Below are 21,655 nucleotides of genomic sequence, written 5' to 3' on the forward strand. Positions count from 1 at the left end.
TAAGTTAATTCAATAATAATGGTTTGATGCTTTTAATAGTTTGCTTTTATTTCAATAAAAAGTATATTATTTTGCAATAAACCATTATCAAATAATCTTTTGTGCTCAATCATTTATTTTGCTAATACGCGTTCAACCGTATCGATAATAGCTTGAGTTTGTGAATCAATTTCGATATTAACACTATCCCCTACTTTTTTGGTATCCAGAGTAGTAATCGATAAGGTTTCTGGGATCAGGTGAATGTTAAAATGGTTATCTTTAACCTCACCAACGGTTAAACTTGCGCCGTCTATACCAATAAAGCCTTTATATAGCACATATTTCATAAATTTTTCAGGCATAGCTAAGGTCATTTGACAGTTGGTAGCTGTTTTTTGGATATCGATAATGGTTGCAGTACAAGAGACATGTCCAGACATTACATGCCCACCAATTTCATCACCATATTTAGCACTTCGTTCAATATTAACAAAGTCATTTTGCTTCTTATTGCCGAGAGTAGTTAAAGCAAGGGTTTCTTGCATAATGTCAAAGGTTACGCAATCATTTTCAATTCCGGTTACAGTTAAGCAACAGCCATCATTTGCTATTGATGCTCCGATTTCAATATTATTTGTTAAGTTGTGTGGAAGTTTGACTTTATAGGTTCTTAATTTGTCTCGATCTGTGATACAAATAATCAGACCAACACCTTGTACGATTCCTGTAAACATTATCATAACCTTTATATTTAATCATTTAGCTAAATATTTTAGCGCAAACCAGTAAAAAATAATAACGATTGAAATCGAATATTTAATATATTTAATAAATGAATGATTTTATCTTCAAAAAGATATCCAATTGGATGCTCTACTGATATGATCAGGTTTAATTTATGATTTAAAGGTTGCCCATTTATGTTGAAACTTATTTTAGCTATTTCAATCGGTTCAGTTTTCGGAGGATTGCTTCGCTGGTTCTTATCGTTAAAATTAAATGTCATTGCTTTTGCTATTCCTTTAGGTACATTATTTTCTAATTTGATCGCTGGTTATATTATTGGTTTTGCAATTGCTTTTTTTAATCATGCAAATCTTTCTGCTGAGTGGCGATTGCTGATAATTACAGGTTTTTGTGGTGGGTTATCTACTTTTTCAACGTTTTCGGCTGAAATTGTTAACTTTCTTCAAGAAGGTCGTATTGGTTGGGGATTAGCGACCATTGCTGTTCATGTTACTGGATCAGTTTTAATGACATTTTTAGGCTTTTTTACCTATCAATTTTTTCGTTCATGAAGGTATATTAACCCAAAACAATATAAAAAATGATCACAAATAGTATTTACAACCTCAAATTACTGTATTAATATACACTGTATATGCAAACAGTATCGAGGTTTTTATGCTTATTGAACATTCTTCACCACAACTTATGGCTATCAATTTTGAAACACCCTTTCAACAGGTGTTACAACAACAGCGACCTTTATTACGTTCATTTAATAAAGAGAAAAAATGGCAATTATGGCTATCAGATCGTCCGATGCTAAAACGTTCATGGGTGAATACTGCTGGACTAGATAAAGAAAAAGTTGTTCATTTAGCTAATTTGAATAATGAAAATTTAGTATCTACTATTGAGAAAGCATTACAAAGTAAAACCTGTAGTTATGTAGTTGCATGTGTTAATGATCTTAATGAGCAAGATAAACTGCGTTTACAACAAGCCGTTTTAACCAGCAATACCTGTTTGTTTTTAGTTCACGATGAACAAAACCAACAAGCAATTCAATACCATTAAAAAAATATCTGTTTCTAAAATTTATAGTTATAAAAGAAAGACACTGTCTAATATGGCAGTGTTTTGAATGATTTTTCGTTTTTAAAAACTTAGAAAGGAAATAGGAAAAAAACACGTTAAGTGTTAGCATCATTTTTCGCTTGATTAATGATAGCGTTAGCTATCCATTGAGAAAGCGATATAATATATGAATCATCTAAATTCCAAACATCTTTTAAAACCGTTATTTGCGAACCACAGATAATTGATATGGTATAAATGACTTTATTATATTGCTCTTCACTAAGCTGTGATTGTAACGGTTGTAATAATTTCGAAATTACCTCTTTACGATTTTCCCGTACTCGTTTTGTTGTATTAGGTGCTGATTTAGAACGCTCATTCGCCCATTGTTGCAAAGATAATCGCATCGTCGCTCTTATAGCACCTTCATGTTTTATCATTTCAGTATAAGCAAACGATATGAATTCATTAACTCTTTGGCTTATATTTTGCTCGTCTGTATGCCATTGTAAAATAGGATCAAGTGAACGATTAACCACTGCCGATATCAGATCATTTTGTGTTGGAAAATAGCGATAAGCAGTCGATCTTGAGATTCCTGATTTATCTGCTAACTCAGTAATCGTAGGTTCAATTCCATTTTCTAATGAGTCCAAAGCAATCTCTAATAGTCGCTCATAATTCTTTTTTTTAAGACTTGTAAAGTTGTTCAAAGAACTAGTTTCAAATTTGTTCATAACAGTGTTTTTTGACTTATATTAATTTTACTCCATTTCTTTCATTTTAAATAATAAATTAATAATTGTGAAATATTTTAAAAAAATGAGACTAAAGTCTCATTTTTGATATATAATGTTACCCAATAAAATTTGAATGTTTAGAAACATAATTTAGGCAAACAAATTTAAATACCAATTCTATTCGACACCAACAATAAGTAAGTAATACCGGTGCGACATTAGTCGCACCGCTATTTTATCGCAATTAATAGTACTAATTCATATTGATAAGAAGAACTTTAATATTTTAATGTTCCTTTACTATTGATTGTTAACTGTGAGACAATCTCACATGCAGTATCCTATGTTTCAAATAAGTAATAGATATATAAGATTTTTATTATTTTGTTAACTTAATATAGGAAACACACAATGAAAGAATATCAAACTGATGTAGCTGCTTTCGTATTACGAATTGCTTTAGGTATGATGTTTTTAGCCCATGGTTTTACTAAATTACTTGTTCTAACACCAGAAGGTACCGCAGAGTATTTTCACACTCTTGGTTTTCCTGGGTTCTTTTCTTATATTGTAATCGTTTTTGAAATTGGTGGCGGTGCATTGTTGCTATTAGGTATTCTAACTCGCGCTGTTGCAATGATAGCCTTTTTTCAATTAGCAATAATAACTATTGTGCATTGGGCTAATGGTTGGTCATTTACTAATCCAGGTGGTGGTTGGGAATATCCAGCATTTATGTCTTTAACTGCTTTTAGTCTTTCATTGCTTGGAACCGGCAGATTTAGCGTTCTATCTGGTAAAAAATATCCACAAATTATCGAGTCATAATATGTTAAATTTCTAGGAAAGGTAAAAATGATTACCTTTCCTCTAATTTTGATTTATCGCTTAAATAAATAGTTCAATCTAGTTTTAATAATGGCTTAGTTTTCCTATCGATATTGTTTATTACTCTTCCCTATCTTAACATTCAAATAACTATATTTTATTTAAACCAGTTATGTTTATATGATCTATTTTATTAAACATATTATGCTACAATTTTTTGATTGTTTATTGATAATAAGAAAACTATAATATGTATATTCTGGGTAAATTTATCTAAGCATTGAAAGCTTTATCTGAAATCAATCCTTAAAATATAAACTAACATCAATCGGCAAGTAATTTGAAACTATTTAACTAAAGTCTCAATCCACCATATCTTGCTTGTCACTTAGACTCTCAATAAAATCTTCAACTACTAAAGCGGCTTTTTGAGCACCTTCTAAATATTTATCAATGAACTCTTGGTTGTAAATGGGTTCCTATCCATAATTGGCTTTATTATCATGATTAATAAATTCATAGTGAAGTGATACTTTAAAATCCCCTTTATATTCGTAAATATAATGACATCCTAAATCTTTATCAATTGAACATTTAATTACTAATGGTTCAGATTGCATAGGTAACCAATTTGGTTGGGGAACAATTAGAATATTTTCATTTGTAAATCTATATAATTCTATATTATTGTCAAATTGATTACTCTTTATAAATTTATTATAACAATAATCACAGTTTTCTTTACTTTTTGCATACTCTAAGTTTTCTTGAAATATTTTGAATGAACTGTCATCAGAGCTATTCTTATTAGTTCTAAAAAAATCAATATCTAAATTGTTAAATTGTAAATTTTCATTTTTTATATTATTGCAATAAGCAGTTAATGCTTTGGATGTTGGATGAAGGCAAATATCACTCGAGTCAATTCTAATATCACTAATTTTATCAATTTTATGAGCTACATCATTAGAAAACTTCTCGCAAAATTTTCTTTCTGAAACATTAGCACTATTATATCCTTCAATAACCCAAAATGGTGAATATTTAGAATTAGGATAAATACGTAAGATTGCATCTTTAGACAGTTCAACTAAACGTCCATTTTTTTTGCACTCGCTACTTGGTCTATTTTCTAAATACTTAGTCACGCCAGGTACTATGATTAAATAAGTCGGCCAAAAGAAAGTACAAAATAATGGTAATAATATATAACTGAATAGAGAAGCTAATTTATTTCTTGAACCAAAATATTTTTTTGTTTCTGATTGGCAAAAACGAATTATTAGCGGAAAAACAATGGCTGAAAGAAAAAATATAAAAAACTCCAAATTAGCATTGATTGAAATATAAACAGTTAAAGCCAAAATTATAGTTGCTAGAATTGCTCTAATAATTCGATTCATTCTTACAAAGATAGTTATGAATGAAAAAACATAAAAGAAATAAAAGATTGGCAACAAGAATAATAATATAATAACCTCTCTTGCTACATGATGCACATCAATGGATTGAAACATGTAAAACACCTATAAAATACTAATTAATATTAAATTATTTTTAATTAGCCAGTATTATCACAGATAAATATTAATGTCAAAAATAAGAATATTTACTTCAATTATTAAAGTTTAAAATAGTGTTTTATTTATTTCACTTCATTAAATTTTTTGTATAAATGATTCACACTTCTTTACTGTTTCAAATCGCATTAATGCAGACATAAAACTATCATGAACTATTTGTGAAGCAATTATATTGTCATTAAAGTTAAGATCACGAGTAGTACAAGCATCATGAATCAAAATTGGTTGATAATTTAGTTCAAATGCGCAGCGTGTAGTGGAATCAACACACATGTGACTCATCATTCCACAAATCACTAATTGTGATATACCTAATTGCTCTAACTTCTGTTGTAAATGAGTTTGGTAAAAGCTATTTGGATATGCTTTTTGAACAATAAATTCATTATGCTCTTCAAGAGAAAGTAATTTAGAATGTAACTGACTTCCGTAGCTATTTTTTACAAAAAAAGCGGCATTAACATCTTGATCAACGTGCTGTATATAAATAATCGGCAATTGCTTTTGACGGAAATAATTTTGTAACTTTAAAATATATTTCAACGTCTGTTCGGTATTATTTAATGGGTATTTTCCCTCAGGGAAATAATCATTTTGCACATCAATAATTATTAATGCTTGCGTCATTTTGCTCTCCTTTATCATGTTTTATGTTATTATTCTGCAGGTATTAACTTTTAAATAACATAGTAAATTGAAGGAATTAACAGCAGTTCGCTTTCAAAATGAAAATATGGATAAAAAAGATCGCGCTATATTAAATGAGTTAAAAGAGAATAGTCGTCAATCTTGGCGAGAGATTGGAGAGAAGGTATTCTTGTCAAGCCAAGCAGTTGGTCAACGTGTGCAAGAGTTATTAAATAATCATATTATCGAAAAATTCACCATTAAAGAGCAAAAATCTCAATTACAATTTATTACTATTTATATGAATTCAAATCAATTTGAATCGTTTGAAAAGTTAGTAAAATCTTTTGATGAGGTTTCCGAATTTTACAAAATTACTGGTGATGGTTGTTATATGATTGTCTGCCACTTTGAAAATAATAGTCTAGAGAACTTCTTAAATAAAATTGCTGATTATAGTCGTTATAAAGTCAGCCATAAGTTAAAACAAATCTTATAATTAATCGTAAAAATAAATGATTAAATATTTATATTTGATAAGTCATTATGGTTAATAATAATCGCTTGCTTACAATTTATTTCAATAAATTAACAAAAAGCTATTGCTCATTAATCGTTTCTGTTATATTTTGTACAACAGTTAAATTTAAAGGTTTTAATTTTTATGAATTGTTTTTGTATGACTAAACACCATCATCACCATCATTCCTGAATAGTCTTCGGGCGATTGGTGCTGGAAGACAAATGGTCTTCCGGTGATTTCGCAAAAGCAAATAGAGAACCCTCGGAAGATCAAACTTCCGAGGGTTTTTTGTTTGTGGTTAATAATTTTATTTAGGGAGAATAACATGTTGGATAATTCACGTTTACGTATAGCAATGCAAAAATCAGGACGTTTAAGTGATGAGTCAAAAAAATTACTAGCTCAGTGTGGTATCAAAATTAATCTACAAGAGCAACGTCTAATTGCTTTCGCTGAAAATATGCCAATTGATATTTTACGCGTTCGTGATGACGATATACCAGGCCTTGTGATTGATGGCGTAGTTGATATTGGTATTGTAGGCGAAAATGTTTTAGAAGAAGAAGTTCTAGATAGGCAAGCTGAAGGTTATAATCCACAATATAAAAAATTGCGTAGACTTGATTTTGGAGGATGTCGTTTATCTATTGCCGCCCCTCGTGACTTTAACTATACAGGTCCCGAGTGCTTAAATAATTTGCGTGTAGCAACAACTTATCCTCACCTACTCCGCCGTTATCTCTCTCAATATAATGTAAGTTTTAAAACTTGTTTGCTTAATGGTTCTGTTGAAGTGGCTCCTCGAGCTGGTTTAGCTGATGTAATTTGTGATTTGGTATCAAGTGGTGCAACTCTTGAGGCCAATGGTTTACAAGAAATAGAAGTCATTTATAAATCTAAAGCATGCTTAATTCAACGTGAAGGTGAAATGTCCTGCACTAAACAAGCCCTAATCGATAAAGTGATGACTCGAATTCAAGGTGTAATTCAAGCTCGTGAATCTAAATATATTATGCTTCACGCTCCAACAGCAGTTTTAGATCAAGTTGTTTCGCTATTACCTGGTGCAGAAAATCCAACTATTTTACCATTAACCGGTGAACAAAATCGGGTAGCATTACACATGGTTAGTACTGAGTCATTATTCTGGGAAACCATGGAAAAACTAAAAGCATTAGGTGCTAGTTCAATCCTTGTATTACCAATTGAAAAAATGATGGAGTAATCAAATGAAGCTTTCTTATTGGCAAAATTGTTCTAAAGAACAGCAAGCAGAATTATTAACTCGCCCGGCAATTGCTGCCTCAGATTCTATTAGCCAAGTGGTTAAAGATATTTTGACACAGGTTAAACAAAATGGTGACCAAGCCCTCAAAGCATTGAGTAGTAAATATGATAAAACTCAAACCAATCAAATTAAATTAACTGAAGATGAGATAAAAACAGCAATTAGTCGTGTCACAACGGATTTAAAACAGGCAATGCAATTAGCTGTGAGCAATATTAAAAAATTCCATCAAGCACAAGTAAGACCGACCATAACAGTTGAAACTATGCCAGGTATTCAATGCCAATCAGTGACCAGACCTATTGATTCAGTTGGTCTTTATATACCTGGTGGTTCTGCTCCTTTATTATCAACTGTTTTAATGCTCGCTATTCCAGCCAAAATTGCTGGTTGTCGTAAAGTGATTTTATGCTCACCTCCCCCAATTGCAGACGAAATTTTATATGCTGCCGATCTTTGTGGTGTAACAGAAATCTATCAACTAGGTGGGGCACAAGCGATTGCTGCAATGGCATTAGGTACCGAGTCAGTTCCAAAAATCGATAAAATATTTGGCCCGGGTAATGCTTATGTTACTGAAGCCAAACGTCAAGTAAGCCAACGTCTTGATGGTGCAGCTATTGATATGCCAGCAGGCCCTTCTGAAGTATTGGTCATCGCCGATAGTTCTGCTAATCCATCTTTTATAGCTGCTGATTTACTTTCTCAAGCTGAACATGGACCGGATTCACAAGTGGTACTACTTACTCCTGATGAGAAGATTGCACAGGAAGTTTCGATTGAGGTTGATAAACAACTTATGCAACTATCGCGCCAAGATATTGCTGAAAAAGCGTTGAAAGAAAGCCGACTTATAGTAACCAATGATTTAGAAGAATGTGTAGATATCAGCAATCGTTATGGGCCTGAGCATTTAATTATTCAAACTAAAAATGCGGATCAACTGGTTGATAAAATTAATAGTGCCGGTTCAATATTTATCGGTGATTGGTCACCAGAATCGGCTGGCGATTATGCATCAGGTACAAATCATGTATTACCTACTTATGGTTATACCTCAACTTATTCAAGCCTCGGGTTACCAGATTTTCAAAAACGGATGACTGTACAAAAATTAACGCCTGATGGATTGAAAGCGATAGGTACAGCAGTTGAGCTAATGGCACAAGCTGAGCAACTGACTGCACACAAAAATGCGGTAACGATTCGCTTAGCTAAACTTAATGCTGATAATAAATAATAGGTGGATAAAATGGATATTAATCAATTAGTCAGAAAAAACGTACAAAAGTTGACACCTTATCAATCAGCCAGGCGTATTGGTGGTAAAGGTGACGTGTGGTTAAATGCCAATGAATACCCTGTTGCCCCCAATTATCAGTTAACAGAACAAACATTAAACCGTTATCCAGAAGCACAGCCTGAACATGTTATAAATGGTTATGCGCAGTATGCAGGAGTTCGACCTGATCAAGTGATAGTTAGCCGCGGTGCTGACGAAGCGATAGAACTGTTAATGCGTGCTTTTTGTGAGCCTGATACAGATACAATACTTTACTGTCCACCAACTTATGGTATGTATCAAGTCAGTGCTGAAACTTTAGGAATAAAAACTAAAACTGTACCGACCAAATCAGATTGGCAACTTGATCTTGAAGGAATTAAGCAAAATATTGATAGTGTTAAATTAATCTATGTTTGTTCACCAAATAATCCAACTGGTAATTTAATCAATCAAGATGATATTAAAACATTACTTAATATAGCCGAAGATCGAGCGCTAGTTGTGATTGATGAGGCTTATATTGAGTTTTCGCCTAATTCAACGGTAGTCAGTTGGCTTAAAGACTTTCCTCACTTAGTAATTTTACGCACCTTATCAAAAGCATTTGCACTTGCCGGCTTACGTTGTGGATTTACTTTAGCTAATAAGCCAGTAATCGACGCGTTACAAAAAGTGATCGCTCCATATCCATTAGCTACACCTGTAGCTGACATTGCCACTCAGGCATTGAGTAAAGATAGTATTAATACGATGAGATTGCATGTCATCAATCTGAATAATCAAAAAGAAAAGCTAGCTAAGCATCTTTCAGCACTGCCTATAGTCGAAAAAGTTTATCCTAGTGAATCAAATTATTTATGTGTTAGATTTCAGAGTAATAAGGATGTATTTCATAAACTTTGGAATGAAGGCATTATATTGCGTGACCAAAGTAAATCAATTGGTCAAGATGGTTTTGTTCGAATTTCGATTGGTACTCAAGCTGAATGTGAAGCAGTAATAACAGCACTTAAAGCCATATTATAGGAGCAAGTATGTTACAAAAATATTTATTTATCGATCGTGATGGAACATTAATTGTTGAACCTCCTATCGATTTTCAAGTTGATAGTTTCGAAAAACTTGAATTTGAACCTAATGTGATACCCGCATTACTTAAATTACAAGCTGCTGGTTATAAATTAGTTATGGTGACCAATCAAGATGGTTTAGGCACCAGCAGCTATCCACAAGCCAAATTTGATGGCCCTCATAACTTAATGATGCAAATATTTGAATCACAAGGCGTCAGATTTGAAGAAGTTTTAATTTGTCCACATTTTCCTGAGGACAATTGTGAGTGCCGTAAACCTAAACTAAAACTGGTGCTTCCTTATTTAATGAATGGCAACTTAGACAAACAAAATAGCTATGTAATTGGTGACAGGGTCACTGATATCCAGCTTGCAGAAAATATGCAAATAAAAGGGTTACGTTATGATCCAGTAAATCTTAATTGGAACGAAATAGCTCAACGTTTAACCACAGCAGATCGTTATGCAAAAGTCGAAAGAAACACCAAAGAGACTAAGATTTTAGTTGAGGTTTGGTTAGATAGACAAGGTGGTAGCCAAATTAATACAGGTATTGGTTTTTTTGACCATATGCTCGATCAAATTGCTACTCATGGTGGCATTAAACTCAATATCCAAGTTGAAGGTGATCTTCATGTTGATGATCATCACACCATTGAAGATACTGGCCTTGCTTTAGGTGAAGCGCTAAAACAAGCTCTTGGAGATAAACGTGGAATCACACGCTATGCATCAGTTATTCCAATGGATGAATGTTTAGCAAAATGTGCAATAGATATTTCTGGTCGCCCTTACCTTGTATTTTCGGCACAATTTAGTGATCCTAAAGTTGGAGATATGAGTACACAAATGGTAGAACATTTCTTCTACTCTTTAACTTATGCTATGGGGATCACCTTACATATTGAAACATTGGGAAATAATGATCATCATAGAATCGAAAGCTTATTTAAAGCGTTTGCTCGAACACTTAAACAAGCAATTAAAATTGAAAGTGATAGATTACCTAGTTCGAAAGGAGTGCTATAGATGAAAATTGTCATTCTCGATACAGGCTGTGCAAATCTTTCATCAGTAAAATACGCAATACAACGACTAGGCTATAATCCAATTATTAGTCTTGAACCTGATATTGTGCTTGAGTCGGATAAACTCTTTTTACCGGGTGTGGGTTCCGCATCTGCAGCAATGAAAAAGTTAAAAGAACGGAATTTAATCGAGCTGATAAAAGTTTGCACCCAACCTGTATTAGGCATCTGCCTTGGTATGCAACTTTTGGCCGATTATAGTAATGAAGGGCATGTCCATACGTTAGGTATCATTCACGAAAAAGTCTCTGAAATTCCTGATTGTGGACTACCACTACCGCATATGGGGTGGAATCAAGTTAACCCTAAAGCTGGCCACCATTTATTCCGAGATATTCCTAATGGTGCTTATTTTTACTTTGTACATGGATACGCCTTACCATTATGCTCATCAACTATCGCAGAAACCAATTACGGCGAAAGCTTTACAGCTGCCGTACAAAAAGACAACTTTTACGGTGTGCAATTTCATCCAGAGCGTTCTGGCTCAGCCGGTGCAAAATTACTAAAGAACTTTTTGGAGATGTAAAAATGGCAGTTTACCCTATTATTATTCCTGCTCTTGATTTAATTGATGGCACTGTGGTTCGATTACACCAGGGTGATTATGAACAAAAACGTGATTATGGTAATGATCCTTTAACTCGATTACAAGACTATCAGAGGCAAGGAGCTAAATTACTACATTTAGTTGATTTAACAGGTGCTAAAGATCCAAAAGCTCGGCAAATCACATTAATTAAAACACTGATTAATGGTGTCCAAGTTCCAGTACAAGTTGGAGGAGGAATTCGCAGTGAAGATGATGTTAAAGCCCTTCTCTCTGCTGGTGCAACACGAGTTGTTATCGGTTCAACTGCAATTAAAGATCCCAAATTAGTAAAAAAATGGTTTGAAAATTATGGACCTGAATCTTTGGTATTAGCATTGGATGTTCGTATTGACAAATATGGCAATAAAAATGTCGCTATTCATGGCTGGCAAGAAGATTCTAAGCAAACTTTAGAACAAGTAATTGAGGATTACTTACCTTATGGCTTAAAACATGTCCTTTGTACTGACATTTCAAAAGATGGTACATTAACTGGTTCTAACATAAGCTTATATCAAGAAATTAGCAAAAAATACCCAACTATTGATTTTCAAGCTTCTGGTGGAATCGGACAGTTGAACGATGTAAAGGACTTAAAAGACAGTGGTGTTGCTGGTGTCATTGTGGGTCGGGCATTACTAGAAGGTAAATTTACAGTTCAGGAGGCAATTTCATGTTGGCAAAAAGGATAATACCTTGCTTGGACGTTCGTAATGGTCAAGTTGTTAAAGGCGTGCAATTCCGTAATCACGAAATCATTGGTGATATTGTACCATTAGCTAAACGCTATGCGGAAGAAGGTGCAGATGAACTGGTTTTCTATGATATCACTGCTTCATCTGATGGGCGTGTGGTTGATAAAAGTTGGGTGGCTAAAGTTGCTCAAGTTATTGACATACCCTTTTGCGTTGCTGGTGGTATAAAAACGGTTGAAGATGCTGGGCAGATTTTAACTTATGGGGCAGATAAAATTTCAATCAACTCCCCTGCATTAGCTAATCCAAACTTGATTACTCAATTAGCTGATTGCTTTGGTGTGCAATGTATCGTTGTTGGAATCGATACTTGGTATGATAAAGATTCAGATAGTTATCATGTTTATCAATTTACTGGTGATGAAAAGCGTACTGTAGCCACCAAATGGAATACAATTGATTGGGTACAAGAGGTCCAAAAGCGAGGTGCCGGTGAAATTGTATTGAATATGATGAACCAAGATGGTGTTCGTAATGGTTATGATCTTAAGCAACTTAAAACGATTAGAGAAGTTTGCCAAGTACCACTGATTGCTTCTGGCGGTGCGGGTTCTATGGAGCATTTTTTACAAGCTTTTAAAGAAACTAATGTTGATGGTGCTTTAGCGGCTTCAGTCTTTCATAAACAAATTATTAATATTGGCGAACTTAAACAATATTTAGCTCAACATGGAGTAGAAATACGATTATGTTAACTCAACATTCCCAAATACAGATAGATACAAAATCACTTGATTGGCAAAAAATCGATAATTTAATGCCAGTTATTATTCAGCATTATATTTCTGGTGAAGTGCTCATGCTGGGTTATATGAATCAGGAAGCTTTAGCTCAAACTCTAAGTAGCGGAAAAGTAACGTTTTATTCTCGAACTAAACAACGTTTATGGACCAAAGGCGAAACCTCCGGTAACTTTTTAAATGTCGTTAATATCTCAACCGATTGTGATAACGATACGCTGTTAATTTTAGTCAATCCGATTGGACCAACTTGTCATACTGGAACAAACAGCTGCTTTAAGAATTCTAAAACTGAATGGGGCTTTCTATACGATTTAGAACAATTACTTGGCTCTCGTAAGCAAGCTGATCCTAACACCTCTTATACTGCAAAACTCTATCATGATGGTACTAAGCGTATTGCTCAGAAAGTCGGAGAAGAAGGTGTAGAAACCGCCCTTGCTGCCACTGTACGAGATAAAGAAGAATTGAAAAATGAATCGGCAGATTTGATTTACCATCTATTAGTCTTACTACAGGATCAAAATCTATCACTCCAAGATGTGATTGGCATTTTAAAAGCTAGACATAAATAATATTAAAAAGAAACCAAGCGAGGCACAATCTTTGAGCTTGGTTTCTTAAAATACATTTCAAAATGACCTATCGGTTTATCTAACAGGTAATTTAACTCCATTAAACATAGCTTGCACTGCTACATTGTTTTCACAAAGACTAATTTTATCTATTGTTTGTCTATTTAAATGTGGAGAAAATTGACTAATAAAATCATACATATAATTACGCAAGAACAGAGATCGCGCAAAGACGATATAAGTTGTACTGTAAGGGAATATATGGCCGGCATTTAGCACCACAAATTCACAATCTGAACTTTCATCAACCGCCATTTTAGCCACAATGCCAACACCAACACCTAATTTGACATAGGTTTTAATCAAATCAGCATCAGTAGTGCTAAATACAATATTTGGGACTTGATTAGCTTTAATAAATGCCTGATTAAGATCGGAACCATCATTAGAAAAATCATAACTAACTAATGGATATTTAGATAGCTCATCAATTGTAACTAAACTGCTTTTAGCTAAAGGGTGATCTTTCATGACAATGACAGCTTGGTTCCAATGATAACAAGGTAATGCAATCATATCATCACTAAGATCTGATAAATCGGTCACGATAGCAAAATCAGCTTGTCCAGTTTGTACTTGCATCAGGCATTGAGGAGATGACCCTTGTTCCATATGAAGAGTGATACTCGGGTACTGTTGCATAAATTGTTGGATAACAAGAGGTAAAGTATAACGAGCTTGAGTATAAGTGGTTGTTATCGTTAATGAGCCTTGATTTGGTTGACTAAACTCTTTAGCTAAAATTTTAATATCTTGTGCTTTATTTAAAATTTCACGGGCTAAAGCTATAATCTGCTCACCAACTGGTGTAACTTCTGAAAGATGTTTACCTACACGGGTAAAGATTTGTACATTTAGCTCATCTTCCAATAATTTAATCTGCTTACTTATTCCAGGTTGAGAGGTATAAAGTTTTTCAGAGGTAAGCGATACATTGAGATCATTATTAACAACCTCAACAATATAACGCAGCTGTTGCAACTTCATGACAAAGGCTCCTTTAACTATATACCTTTCCCTTTTCTCAAAAAAACTTGAGGAAAGGGGTTTTTTAAGGTAATTCCCTTCACACCTTACCACATAAACGGCTTTTTATATTAAACAGCTACTGAACCTGAGCTATTCTTTATAAAATGATTAAGTGTTATTACCTATTTTTTACTATTAACCCATTTACCATGAACATATTGCATGACCCAACCAGTAGATTTGCCGTTAACTTCAGAAGTAACATACTGTTCTTTATTCTTTCGGCTATAACGAACAATACTTGGATTACCATTTGGATCATGGCTTGGTGCTTCAGTTAAATAAATAAATTTTTCTGGTAAACGATATTTAAAGCGTTGTAACTCTTCAACTAATGGTGCACGAGTTTCCCGTGATTTTGGGAAATTATGCGCTGCTAAAAATATACCTGATGCACCATCTCTAAGGACAAAATGTGCATCTGATTTAGTACATTGTAATTCAGGCAAATCAACTGGATCTTCTTTAGGAGGAGCCACATCACCATTTTTCAAGATTTTACGTGTATTTTTACAATCTTGATTAGTACAGCCCATATAGAGTCCAAAACGACCTGATTTAAGGTGCATTTCTGATCCACATTTTTCACATTCGATAATGGGCCCATCATAACTTTTTACTTTAAATGTACCCTTTTCAACCAAAGAACCATCACAAATAGGATTATTACCACAAATATGCAGCTTACGCTCATTATCAAGCAGATAGCTATCCATAGCGGTATGACATTTAGGGCAACGCTTAAGTGCTCTTAAGGCGTTGGTTTCAGCTGTTTCAGCTTCTTCCAAAATGTTTAAGGTTTCATGTTCTGGAATTAAGTTAATTGTCTGCTTACAACGCTCTTTTGGCGGTAATGCATAACCAGAACAAGCTAAAAACACGCCAGTTCCTGCAGTTTTAATCCCCATTTCACGACCACAATTAGGACATTTTATTTCTGGAGTTAAGACTAAAGGATTTAATTGCATTCCACCATGATCTGGATCTTGTTCAGCGATTTCAAGATGCTGGCTAAAATCTTCAAAAAATTGATCTAAAACTTCGCGCCATTCTTGTTTTTTATTAGCGATCTCATCAAGTGCATGTTCCATACGAGCGGTAAAATCATAACTCATAAGATCATTAAAATTTTCACTTAATCTATCGGTAACAATTTCACCAATTTTTTCTGCGTAAAAACGACGATTATCTAATCGTACATATCCACGATCTTGAATAGTTGAAATGATCGTTGCATAAGTAGAAGGACGACCAATTTCTCGTTTTTCCAACTCTTTTACTAAAGAAGCTTCATTGTAACGAGCAGGTGGTTTAGTAAAATGTTGATCTGGATTTAAGCTAAGTAACTCTAAAATATCTTTGACAGATACAGCGGGTAACATTTTATCTTCATTGTTTTTACTCAACTGAGATTGTACTTTTGTCCAACCATCAAAACGTAAAGTACGACCTTTTGCTTTTAAAGTAAAATCCCCAGCTTTAACAGTAACAGTAATTGAGTTATATTCAGCTGATGTCATTTGACAAGCAACAAATTGACGCCAAATTAGTTGATACAACTTAACAGCATCAACTTCAACATCACTCAGACTTGTAGCTTGTATATTAACATCAGAAGGACGAATAGCTTCGTGCGCTTCTTGTGAGTTTTTCTTACTCGTATAAACATTCGGTGATTTTGGTAGATATTTATCACCATAATTTTCACCAATATAATCTCGGACCATCGTTAATGCGTCTTGACTCAAATTTGTAGAGTCGGTACGCATATAAGTAATATAACCTGCCTCGTATAAACGCTGTGCTAACATCATTGTCTTTTTCACCCCGAAGCCAAGGCGAGTACTTGCAGCTTGTTGTAAAGTCGACGTAATAAATGGCGCAGTTGGATTACTTTTAGTTGGCTTTTCTTCAATATTGGTTACTTGATATTGTTTATTATTTAGCTCTGCTAAAGCAATATCAATAGCAACCCGATCTTTCGGTTCAAACGCATCATCTTTATAATGCGTAACTTGCATAGTTAGTTTTTCTTGATTAGCTGTTTTTAAGTCAGCATAGAGCTCCCAATATTCTTCAGGAATAAAGGCATGGATTTCACGTTCACGTTCAACAACTAATCGTACCGCAACGGATTGGACTCGACCAGCTGACAAACCTCTTGCTACTTTTTTCCAAAGTAATGGCGACACCATAAAACCAACTACGCGGTCCATAAATCGGCGTGCCTGCTGAGCATTAACACGATCCATATCAAGCATAGCAGGATGCTTAAACGCATTTTGAATCGCAGTTTTAGTGATTTCATTAAATACAACACGTCGATATTTATCATCATCACCACCAATAACATCTTTTAGATGCCACGCGATGGCTTCCCCTTCTCTATCCAAGTCGGTTGCGAGATAAATCATATCAGCATCTTTGGCTAACTTTTTAAGCTCATCAACTACCCGCTCTTTACCGGGTAAAATTTCATAATGAGCCTTCCAACCATTATAAGGATCGACACTCATACGATCGACTAAGATCTGCTTTTCAGATCGTTTTACTTTCTTCTCGGCTTTATCTTTACTGGTTTTTTCATTGCGGTGGCTACTACCACTAACTGGAAGATCTCGAATATGCCCCACGCTTGATTTAACCACGAAATCTTTGCCAAGATATTTATTAATTGTTTTTGCTTTTGCTGGTGATTCCACAATAACAAGGGATTTTCCCATAATTAAACCTATTTATCCTGTAGTTTAAGTTATTTACTGTCTAAATTAACATCAAGTAATGACAGTAAATCATCTTTAATTGTCGACACTTTACTTGCATACTGCTCTTTTTGCTCTGCATCTTCAATTAATTGTGTAATTGTTTGTGACAACGTACATCCCCGGCGTTTAGCTAAATTAGCTAATCTTTGCCAGACTAGAAATTCTAAATCAATAGACTTTTTACGTGTATTTTGCTGCTCGGCATTAAAATGTCGTTTTCGTCGCGCCCGAATGGTTTGCTTCATGCGGTTATCTAAATCGGGATTTAAATGCTGCTTAATCCAATCAACGACGGCTGTCGGTTTATGTTCTAATAACAATAGTTCATTTACGGCTTGTTGAGCTGCACTCTTTTCAACATAACGAGTGATAGGCTCCCCTTCTAAATGTCTTTTTACTAAATAGTGCCACTTCCAACCGCATTCAAGGTTTTCTAATTGTTGATATTTCATGAGCTCACCTTGTGACGCTGTAACTAAATATGTTAGTTGTAGCATAATCTTGACACACAATAAAGAAAATTATTGCATTTGACAAATTTTTTATAAATCTGCTATCGTTCGCCTATCATTTTGAACTTCTACTTAAGGAATTACAAATAATGGCAAAAGCCGATGTTATTTATATTAATGGTTACATTTACACTGCAGACGAGCATGATACCGTTTGTGAAGCGCTTGCAATTAAAAATGGCTATATTATTGCAACTGGTACCACACAAGAGATAAATAACTCCCAATATGTTGATAATTGTACAATAATTCATGATCTACTAGGTAAAACAATGATGCCTGGCATAATTGATGCTCATCTACATACCTTTTGGGGCGGTATGCAATTATCATCATGTAATTTAAATTATCAAAGTTTAACTGTTGATACTACCTTAGCCATTATTCAAGAATATTTAGATAATGATTCCGCAGACAATAGTAAAAACTGGTTACAAGTTCGTGGCTGGTTGCGCCAAGAAGTGTTACCAATCGGAACCGACATTACCCGCTTTGATCTTGATAAACTTAATACCACGCGCCCTGTAATTCTGTTTTCAAATGATTGTCATACGCTTGTTGCAAATAGTATTGCTTTAGAAAAATTTGGACTTGATCGTAATACGCCAGAGCCTTCTGATGGAAAAATTGGACGCACTGAAGATGGCGAATTAAACGGTATATTAGAAGATGCCCCTGCTATGCGCGCATTTGACAGCATCTCTAAAATTACCGATGAACAAGCAGTAAACATAGCTAAATTATCACAAACTGAATTAAATAAGCAAGGTGTAACGTCAGTTATGGATGCACGCATCACTGAAACACAAGCCGATGCATTTCTAAAATTACAACAACAAGATCAGCTCTCAATACGTTTATTTGGTGCACGTGAATTACCACCTGATGATGTCGGTTCTATTGAAGATATTCCTGCTGTTATTGATCGCGTTAAACAATTTGCTAAGCGTTATGATGATAAAAACTGGCAACCTAAACCAGGTATAAAAGTATCGCATACCAAATTATTTGTCGATGGAGTGATGCAAGCACCATTAATGACAGCTCGCTTACTAAAACCTTATCAATTAGAAAATGAAAAAGATCGCCTCGGTGATCTATATTATTCAACAGAGATGTTAGATGCATTAATACTCGAATCATCTAAAGCTGGATTTCATCCTCACATGCATACTGTTGGCGAAGGAGCAATTGAAGTTGTTCTTAACGCGATTGAAAAAATGCGAAAAACACTACCAGATGCAGATATTCGTCCTAGCACTGCACATAATGAACTCAGTGCAATGCATCAATTTGCTCGTTATAAACAATTGAAAACCAGTGTAGTATTTTCATTCCAATGGGCAGGCTGTAGCTCAGCAATGGTAGAACAATACGAAACCTTATTTGGTGCCGAACGCTATAATGGTTTAGAAGCCCACGGTCAGTATATAGATGCTGGAGTCACCTGTGCGTTTGGTAGCGATTGGCCAATTGATCCACTTAATGAATGGTATGATTTCCAAATCGCTATGACCAGACAAATTGACGCACAGCACCCTCGTTTAAATAGTGACCGCAATTTAACAGCAACCGAAGTCCTACGCTGTGCAACAATTGGCGCCGCTTATGTGTTAAAACAAGATGATTATATAGGCTCTATAGAAAAAGGAAAATTTGCAGATTTAATTATTTTAGATCGTAATCCATTTACCATTCCAGCAACGGATATTCAAAATGTCAAAGTATTAACGACGATTGTTGGAGGGAAAACAGTTTATCAACACGCCTAATAATCGTTAAAAAATTTATTACCCCGCCTATTAGTCGGGGTAATTTTTCAATGATTAATCAGCATCAACAATAACATCGCCTTCCACTGCTGGTTTTCGAGAAAAATGTAAAATCGCAGCAATAATAAATGCTCCGATAAACATATCAATGACATACCATAATGCACCTTTGGTTACACCACCTAACGCAACTAAACCACCAAATGCAACTAATGAATCAATACCATTAATCATGCCTAGCATTCCCGCAACCGCTGTACCAACAACGATCGCAATAATAACGCGTTTTGGATCTTTAGCCGCAAATGGAATCGCCCCTTCTGTAATACCAGCTAGGGATAAAAAGAACGCAGTAATACCAAACTCTTTTTCTTCCTTAGTATATTTAGAGCGAGACACAATCAAAGAAGAAATAGCCAATCCTAAAGGAGGAATTGCACAGCACATACGAAATACACCATTAGGACCGTAAACACCTTCTGCCATAGCTGCTAATGTAAAAGCTGTAGCTGCTTTACTACATGGTCCGCCCATATCTAGCGCTGCAAGAACACCAATTCCTATACCTAAAAATGCCGCGTTAACTTCAGACATGCCTTTTAAAGTTTCGACCATCGCTTTTACAAACCAATCTAGCGGATATGACAAGCCATAAATATAAATAGGAGCCATAACTAATAAGGTCACAGTTGGAATAATCATAACAGGCATAACAGAGGCAATAACTGGATGGACTTTAACTGTTTTAAACCATTTTACAAAATAACCAATTAAAACACCGAAAATCATAGCACCAATAAAGCCTGTACTTACATGATTAGCACCAATTGGATTATTTACTACATATCCCATAATAAATGCTGGAGCTAAAGCGGCATTTCCACCAATCGAATAAGCCATATATGCCGCAAGCACAGGTACCATCATTGCAAAGCCATAAAACGCAACTTGCTGTAAATCGGCAAAGAATTGATTACTTGGTAAAATAGTGTCACCAGTTACATGACCAGTCATTAACACTATTGAAAAAAGAATACCTGAAGCAATAATAACTGGTAAAAATTTACTGATACCAGTATTTAATGACCTAAATATTTCTTTTCCAATACTCTCCTTAACTTCTTTTTTAGATGATAGTGCTTCAGCATTGTTAAAAATATTAACCGTGTTTTTAACCGCTTCACCGGTGCTCACCTTAATCACATTTTTGAAAGGTTCTAACCTTTCAGCATTATCAATAGAAATATCTGTTGCTAACAAAATTACATCAGCACTTTTTAAATCTTGTTCTGTTAATACATTATCAATCCCTGCTGCGCCTTGTGTTTCGACCTTACAATCCCATCCTCGTTTTTTAGCTTCATTTTCAATTTTTTGTTTAGCAATATAAGTATGAGCCATACCCGCTGTACAGGCACATATGGCCACAATTTTTTTATTTTTTAGCGATTCTTTACTCATATAAACCTCGAATTAATTTTGCTACAGTTTGAATATCACTATTTAACAGTTCTTCAATAAAATCATCATCAGCCAAATTAGATGCCAATTTAGCAATTATTGTCAAATGCTCTTTATCCGCATTTTCTGGAGCGCCAATCATTACTACTAACTTAACTTTATTTTCATTATTCCAAATTATTCCTGGATTATACTTACCTACCACAATAAATGGTGTTTTCACTGCACCACTTTTAGCATGAGGCAAAGCAATATCTGTTAGTACATCTGTATCCATTTCTTTTTCATGATTCATAAGATCTTGGAAAAATTGTGTGACATTGTTTAAATACTCGTTACTGTTTTCTGCCATTAATTTGATCACTAATGATTTATCTTGAGCAAGATTATCAGTTAGTTCGACGGGAATAACCGGAATTAAAGCCATAAATAAGTCCTCTTGATAATTATTTAGTATAAAATTTTAGTAAAATAAAGATATACAAAACAAATATATAACGTTCATTTTTTATTGACACTTAATTTTTTGATTAAATAATTTGATCTAGATCACAAATATGAAATATTTAGA

General features: G+C 34.3%; 22 protein-coding genes and 1 other annotated feature. Of the genes, 13 read left to right on the forward strand and 9 right to left on the reverse strand.

What is annotated here, in order from left to right; translation table 11 throughout:
- Positions 1-113: 113 nt before the first annotated feature.
- On the reverse strand, positions 114-716 hold the full coding sequence (locus A9G08_RS09480) for a riboflavin synthase (protein WP_065563462.1): 603 nt from the start codon (positions 714-716) through the stop codon (positions 114-116).
- Between the two features lie 186 nt (positions 717-902).
- Here A9G08_RS09480 and crcB point away from each other — a divergent pair, with 186 nt between their 5' ends.
- Positions 903-1,280, forward strand: a complete 378-nt coding sequence (gene crcB, locus A9G08_RS09485) for a fluoride efflux transporter CrcB (protein ID WP_065563463.1) — start codon at positions 903-905, stop codon at positions 1,278-1,280.
- 106 nt (positions 1,281-1,386) lie between these two features.
- Entirely contained in the window at positions 1,387-1,785 is a 399-nt protein-coding gene (locus A9G08_RS09490; RefSeq protein WP_065563464.1) for a cell division inhibitor SulA, read from the forward strand.
- Between the two features lie 116 nt (positions 1,786-1,901).
- On the opposite strand, the gene A9G08_RS09495 is transcribed toward A9G08_RS09490, so the two are convergent.
- On the reverse strand, positions 1,902-2,525 hold the full coding sequence (locus A9G08_RS09495; RefSeq protein WP_065563465.1) for a TetR/AcrR family transcriptional regulator: 624 nt from the start codon (positions 2,523-2,525) through the stop codon (positions 1,902-1,904).
- 414 nt (positions 2,526-2,939) lie between these two features.
- On the opposite strand from A9G08_RS09495, the gene A9G08_RS09500 reads away from it, so the two are divergent.
- Positions 2,940-3,356 carry a DoxX family protein gene (locus A9G08_RS09500; RefSeq protein WP_065563466.1) on the forward strand — a complete coding sequence of 139 codons (417 nt, stop codon included), beginning with the start codon at positions 2,940-2,942 and terminating at the stop codon, positions 3,354-3,356.
- A 479-nt stretch (positions 3,357-3,835) separates the two neighbouring features.
- Here A9G08_RS09500 and A9G08_RS09505 read toward each other — a convergent pair whose 3' ends face one another.
- The gene (locus A9G08_RS09505) at positions 3,836-4,873 is read right to left on the reverse strand and encodes a hypothetical protein (RefSeq protein WP_065563467.1); all 1,038 of its coding nucleotides are present in this window, start codon (positions 4,871-4,873) and stop codon (positions 3,836-3,838) included.
- A 141-nt stretch (positions 4,874-5,014) separates the two neighbouring features.
- Complete coding sequence (locus tag A9G08_RS09510; RefSeq protein WP_065563468.1) at positions 5,015-5,566, reverse strand: cysteine hydrolase family protein; 552 nt, start codon at positions 5,564-5,566, stop codon at positions 5,015-5,017.
- A 106-nt stretch (positions 5,567-5,672) separates the two neighbouring features.
- On the opposite strand from A9G08_RS09510, the gene A9G08_RS09515 reads away from it, so the two are divergent.
- The 9 genes from A9G08_RS09515 to hisIE all read left to right on the forward strand — a co-directional run bounded on the left by A9G08_RS09515 (position 5,673) and on the right by hisIE (position 13,485).
- Positions 5,673-6,065, forward strand: a complete 393-nt coding sequence (locus A9G08_RS09515) for an Lrp/AsnC family transcriptional regulator (RefSeq protein WP_065563469.1) — start codon at positions 5,673-5,675, stop codon at positions 6,063-6,065.
- A 191-nt stretch (positions 6,066-6,256) separates the two neighbouring features.
- Positions 6,257-6,382 (forward strand) — a sequence feature (His leader region).
- Between the two features lie 32 nt (positions 6,383-6,414).
- Positions 6,415-7,314 carry an ATP phosphoribosyltransferase gene (gene hisG / locus A9G08_RS09520; protein ID WP_065563470.1) on the forward strand — a complete coding sequence of 300 codons (900 nt, stop codon included), beginning with the start codon at positions 6,415-6,417 and terminating at the stop codon, positions 7,312-7,314.
- Between the two features lie 4 nt (positions 7,315-7,318).
- Positions 7,319-8,617 (forward strand): histidinol dehydrogenase, encoded by a 1,299-nt coding sequence (gene hisD / locus A9G08_RS09525; RefSeq protein WP_065563471.1) that lies wholly within the window; start codon positions 7,319-7,321, stop codon positions 8,615-8,617.
- Positions 8,618-8,629: 12 nt separating this feature from the next.
- A complete protein-coding gene (gene hisC / locus A9G08_RS09530; RefSeq protein WP_065563472.1) occupies positions 8,630-9,688 on the forward strand; it encodes a histidinol-phosphate transaminase in 1,059 nt (352 codons plus the stop codon).
- 8 nt (positions 9,689-9,696) lie between these two features.
- Positions 9,697-10,764 (forward strand): bifunctional histidinol-phosphatase/imidazoleglycerol-phosphate dehydratase HisB, encoded by a 1,068-nt coding sequence (hisB, locus tag A9G08_RS09535; RefSeq protein WP_065563473.1) that lies wholly within the window; start codon positions 9,697-9,699, stop codon positions 10,762-10,764.
- Entirely contained in the window at positions 10,765-11,352 is a 588-nt protein-coding gene (hisH, locus tag A9G08_RS09540) for an imidazole glycerol phosphate synthase subunit HisH (RefSeq protein ID WP_065563474.1), read from the forward strand.
- A 17-nt stretch (positions 11,353-11,369) separates the two neighbouring features.
- On the forward strand, positions 11,370-12,107 hold the full coding sequence (hisA, locus tag A9G08_RS09545) for a 1-(5-phosphoribosyl)-5-[(5-phosphoribosylamino)methylideneamino]imidazole-4-carboxamide isomerase (protein WP_065563509.1): 738 nt from the start codon (positions 11,370-11,372) through the stop codon (positions 12,105-12,107).
- On the forward strand, positions 12,089-12,865 hold the full coding sequence (gene hisF / locus A9G08_RS09550; RefSeq protein ID WP_065563475.1) for an imidazole glycerol phosphate synthase subunit HisF: 777 nt from the start codon (positions 12,089-12,091) through the stop codon (positions 12,863-12,865). The genes hisA and hisF overlap by 19 nt, the downstream gene beginning before the upstream one ends.
- Positions 12,859-13,485, forward strand: a complete 627-nt coding sequence (gene hisIE / locus A9G08_RS09555; protein WP_065563476.1) for a bifunctional phosphoribosyl-AMP cyclohydrolase/phosphoribosyl-ATP diphosphatase HisIE — start codon at positions 12,859-12,861, stop codon at positions 13,483-13,485. Before hisF ends, hisIE begins: the two co-directional genes overlap by 7 nt.
- Before the next feature lie 75 nt (positions 13,486-13,560).
- Here the strand turns inward: hisIE and cysB are convergent, their stop codons facing one another.
- The 3 genes from cysB to matP form a co-directional block, all read right to left on the reverse strand.
- Positions 13,561-14,532, reverse strand: a complete 972-nt coding sequence (gene cysB, locus A9G08_RS09560; protein WP_065563477.1) for an HTH-type transcriptional regulator CysB — start codon at positions 14,530-14,532, stop codon at positions 13,561-13,563.
- Positions 14,533-14,696: 164 nt separating this feature from the next.
- Positions 14,697-17,297 (reverse strand): type I DNA topoisomerase, encoded by a 2,601-nt coding sequence (gene topA / locus A9G08_RS09565; protein ID WP_065563478.1) that lies wholly within the window; start codon positions 17,295-17,297, stop codon positions 14,697-14,699.
- A gap of 29 nt (positions 17,298-17,326) precedes the next feature.
- Complete coding sequence (gene matP, locus A9G08_RS09570) at positions 17,327-17,791, reverse strand: macrodomain Ter protein MatP (protein ID WP_065563479.1); 465 nt, start codon at positions 17,789-17,791, stop codon at positions 17,327-17,329.
- A 149-nt stretch (positions 17,792-17,940) separates the two neighbouring features.
- On the opposite strand from matP, the gene A9G08_RS09575 reads away from it, so the two are divergent.
- The gene (locus A9G08_RS09575; protein WP_065563480.1) at positions 17,941-19,623 is read left to right on the forward strand and encodes an amidohydrolase; all 1,683 of its coding nucleotides are present in this window, start codon (positions 17,941-17,943) and stop codon (positions 19,621-19,623) included.
- A gap of 54 nt (positions 19,624-19,677) precedes the next feature.
- Here A9G08_RS09575 and A9G08_RS09580 read toward each other — a convergent pair whose 3' ends face one another.
- Both A9G08_RS09580 and A9G08_RS09585 read right to left on the reverse strand, forming a co-directional pair.
- On the reverse strand, positions 19,678-21,084 hold the full coding sequence (locus A9G08_RS09580) for a PTS fructose transporter subunit IIC (protein ID WP_065563481.1): 1,407 nt from the start codon (positions 21,082-21,084) through the stop codon (positions 19,678-19,680).
- Entirely contained in the window at positions 21,077-21,511 is a 435-nt protein-coding gene (locus tag A9G08_RS09585; protein ID WP_065563482.1) for a PTS sugar transporter subunit IIA, read from the reverse strand. The genes A9G08_RS09580 and A9G08_RS09585 overlap by 8 nt, the downstream gene beginning before the upstream one ends.
- Positions 21,512-21,655: the final 144 nt, after the last annotated feature.

The organism is Gilliamella sp. wkB195 (assembly GCF_001690445.1).
Classification (GTDB): Bacteria; Pseudomonadota; Gammaproteobacteria; order Enterobacterales; family Orbaceae; genus Gilliamella; species Gilliamella apicola_E.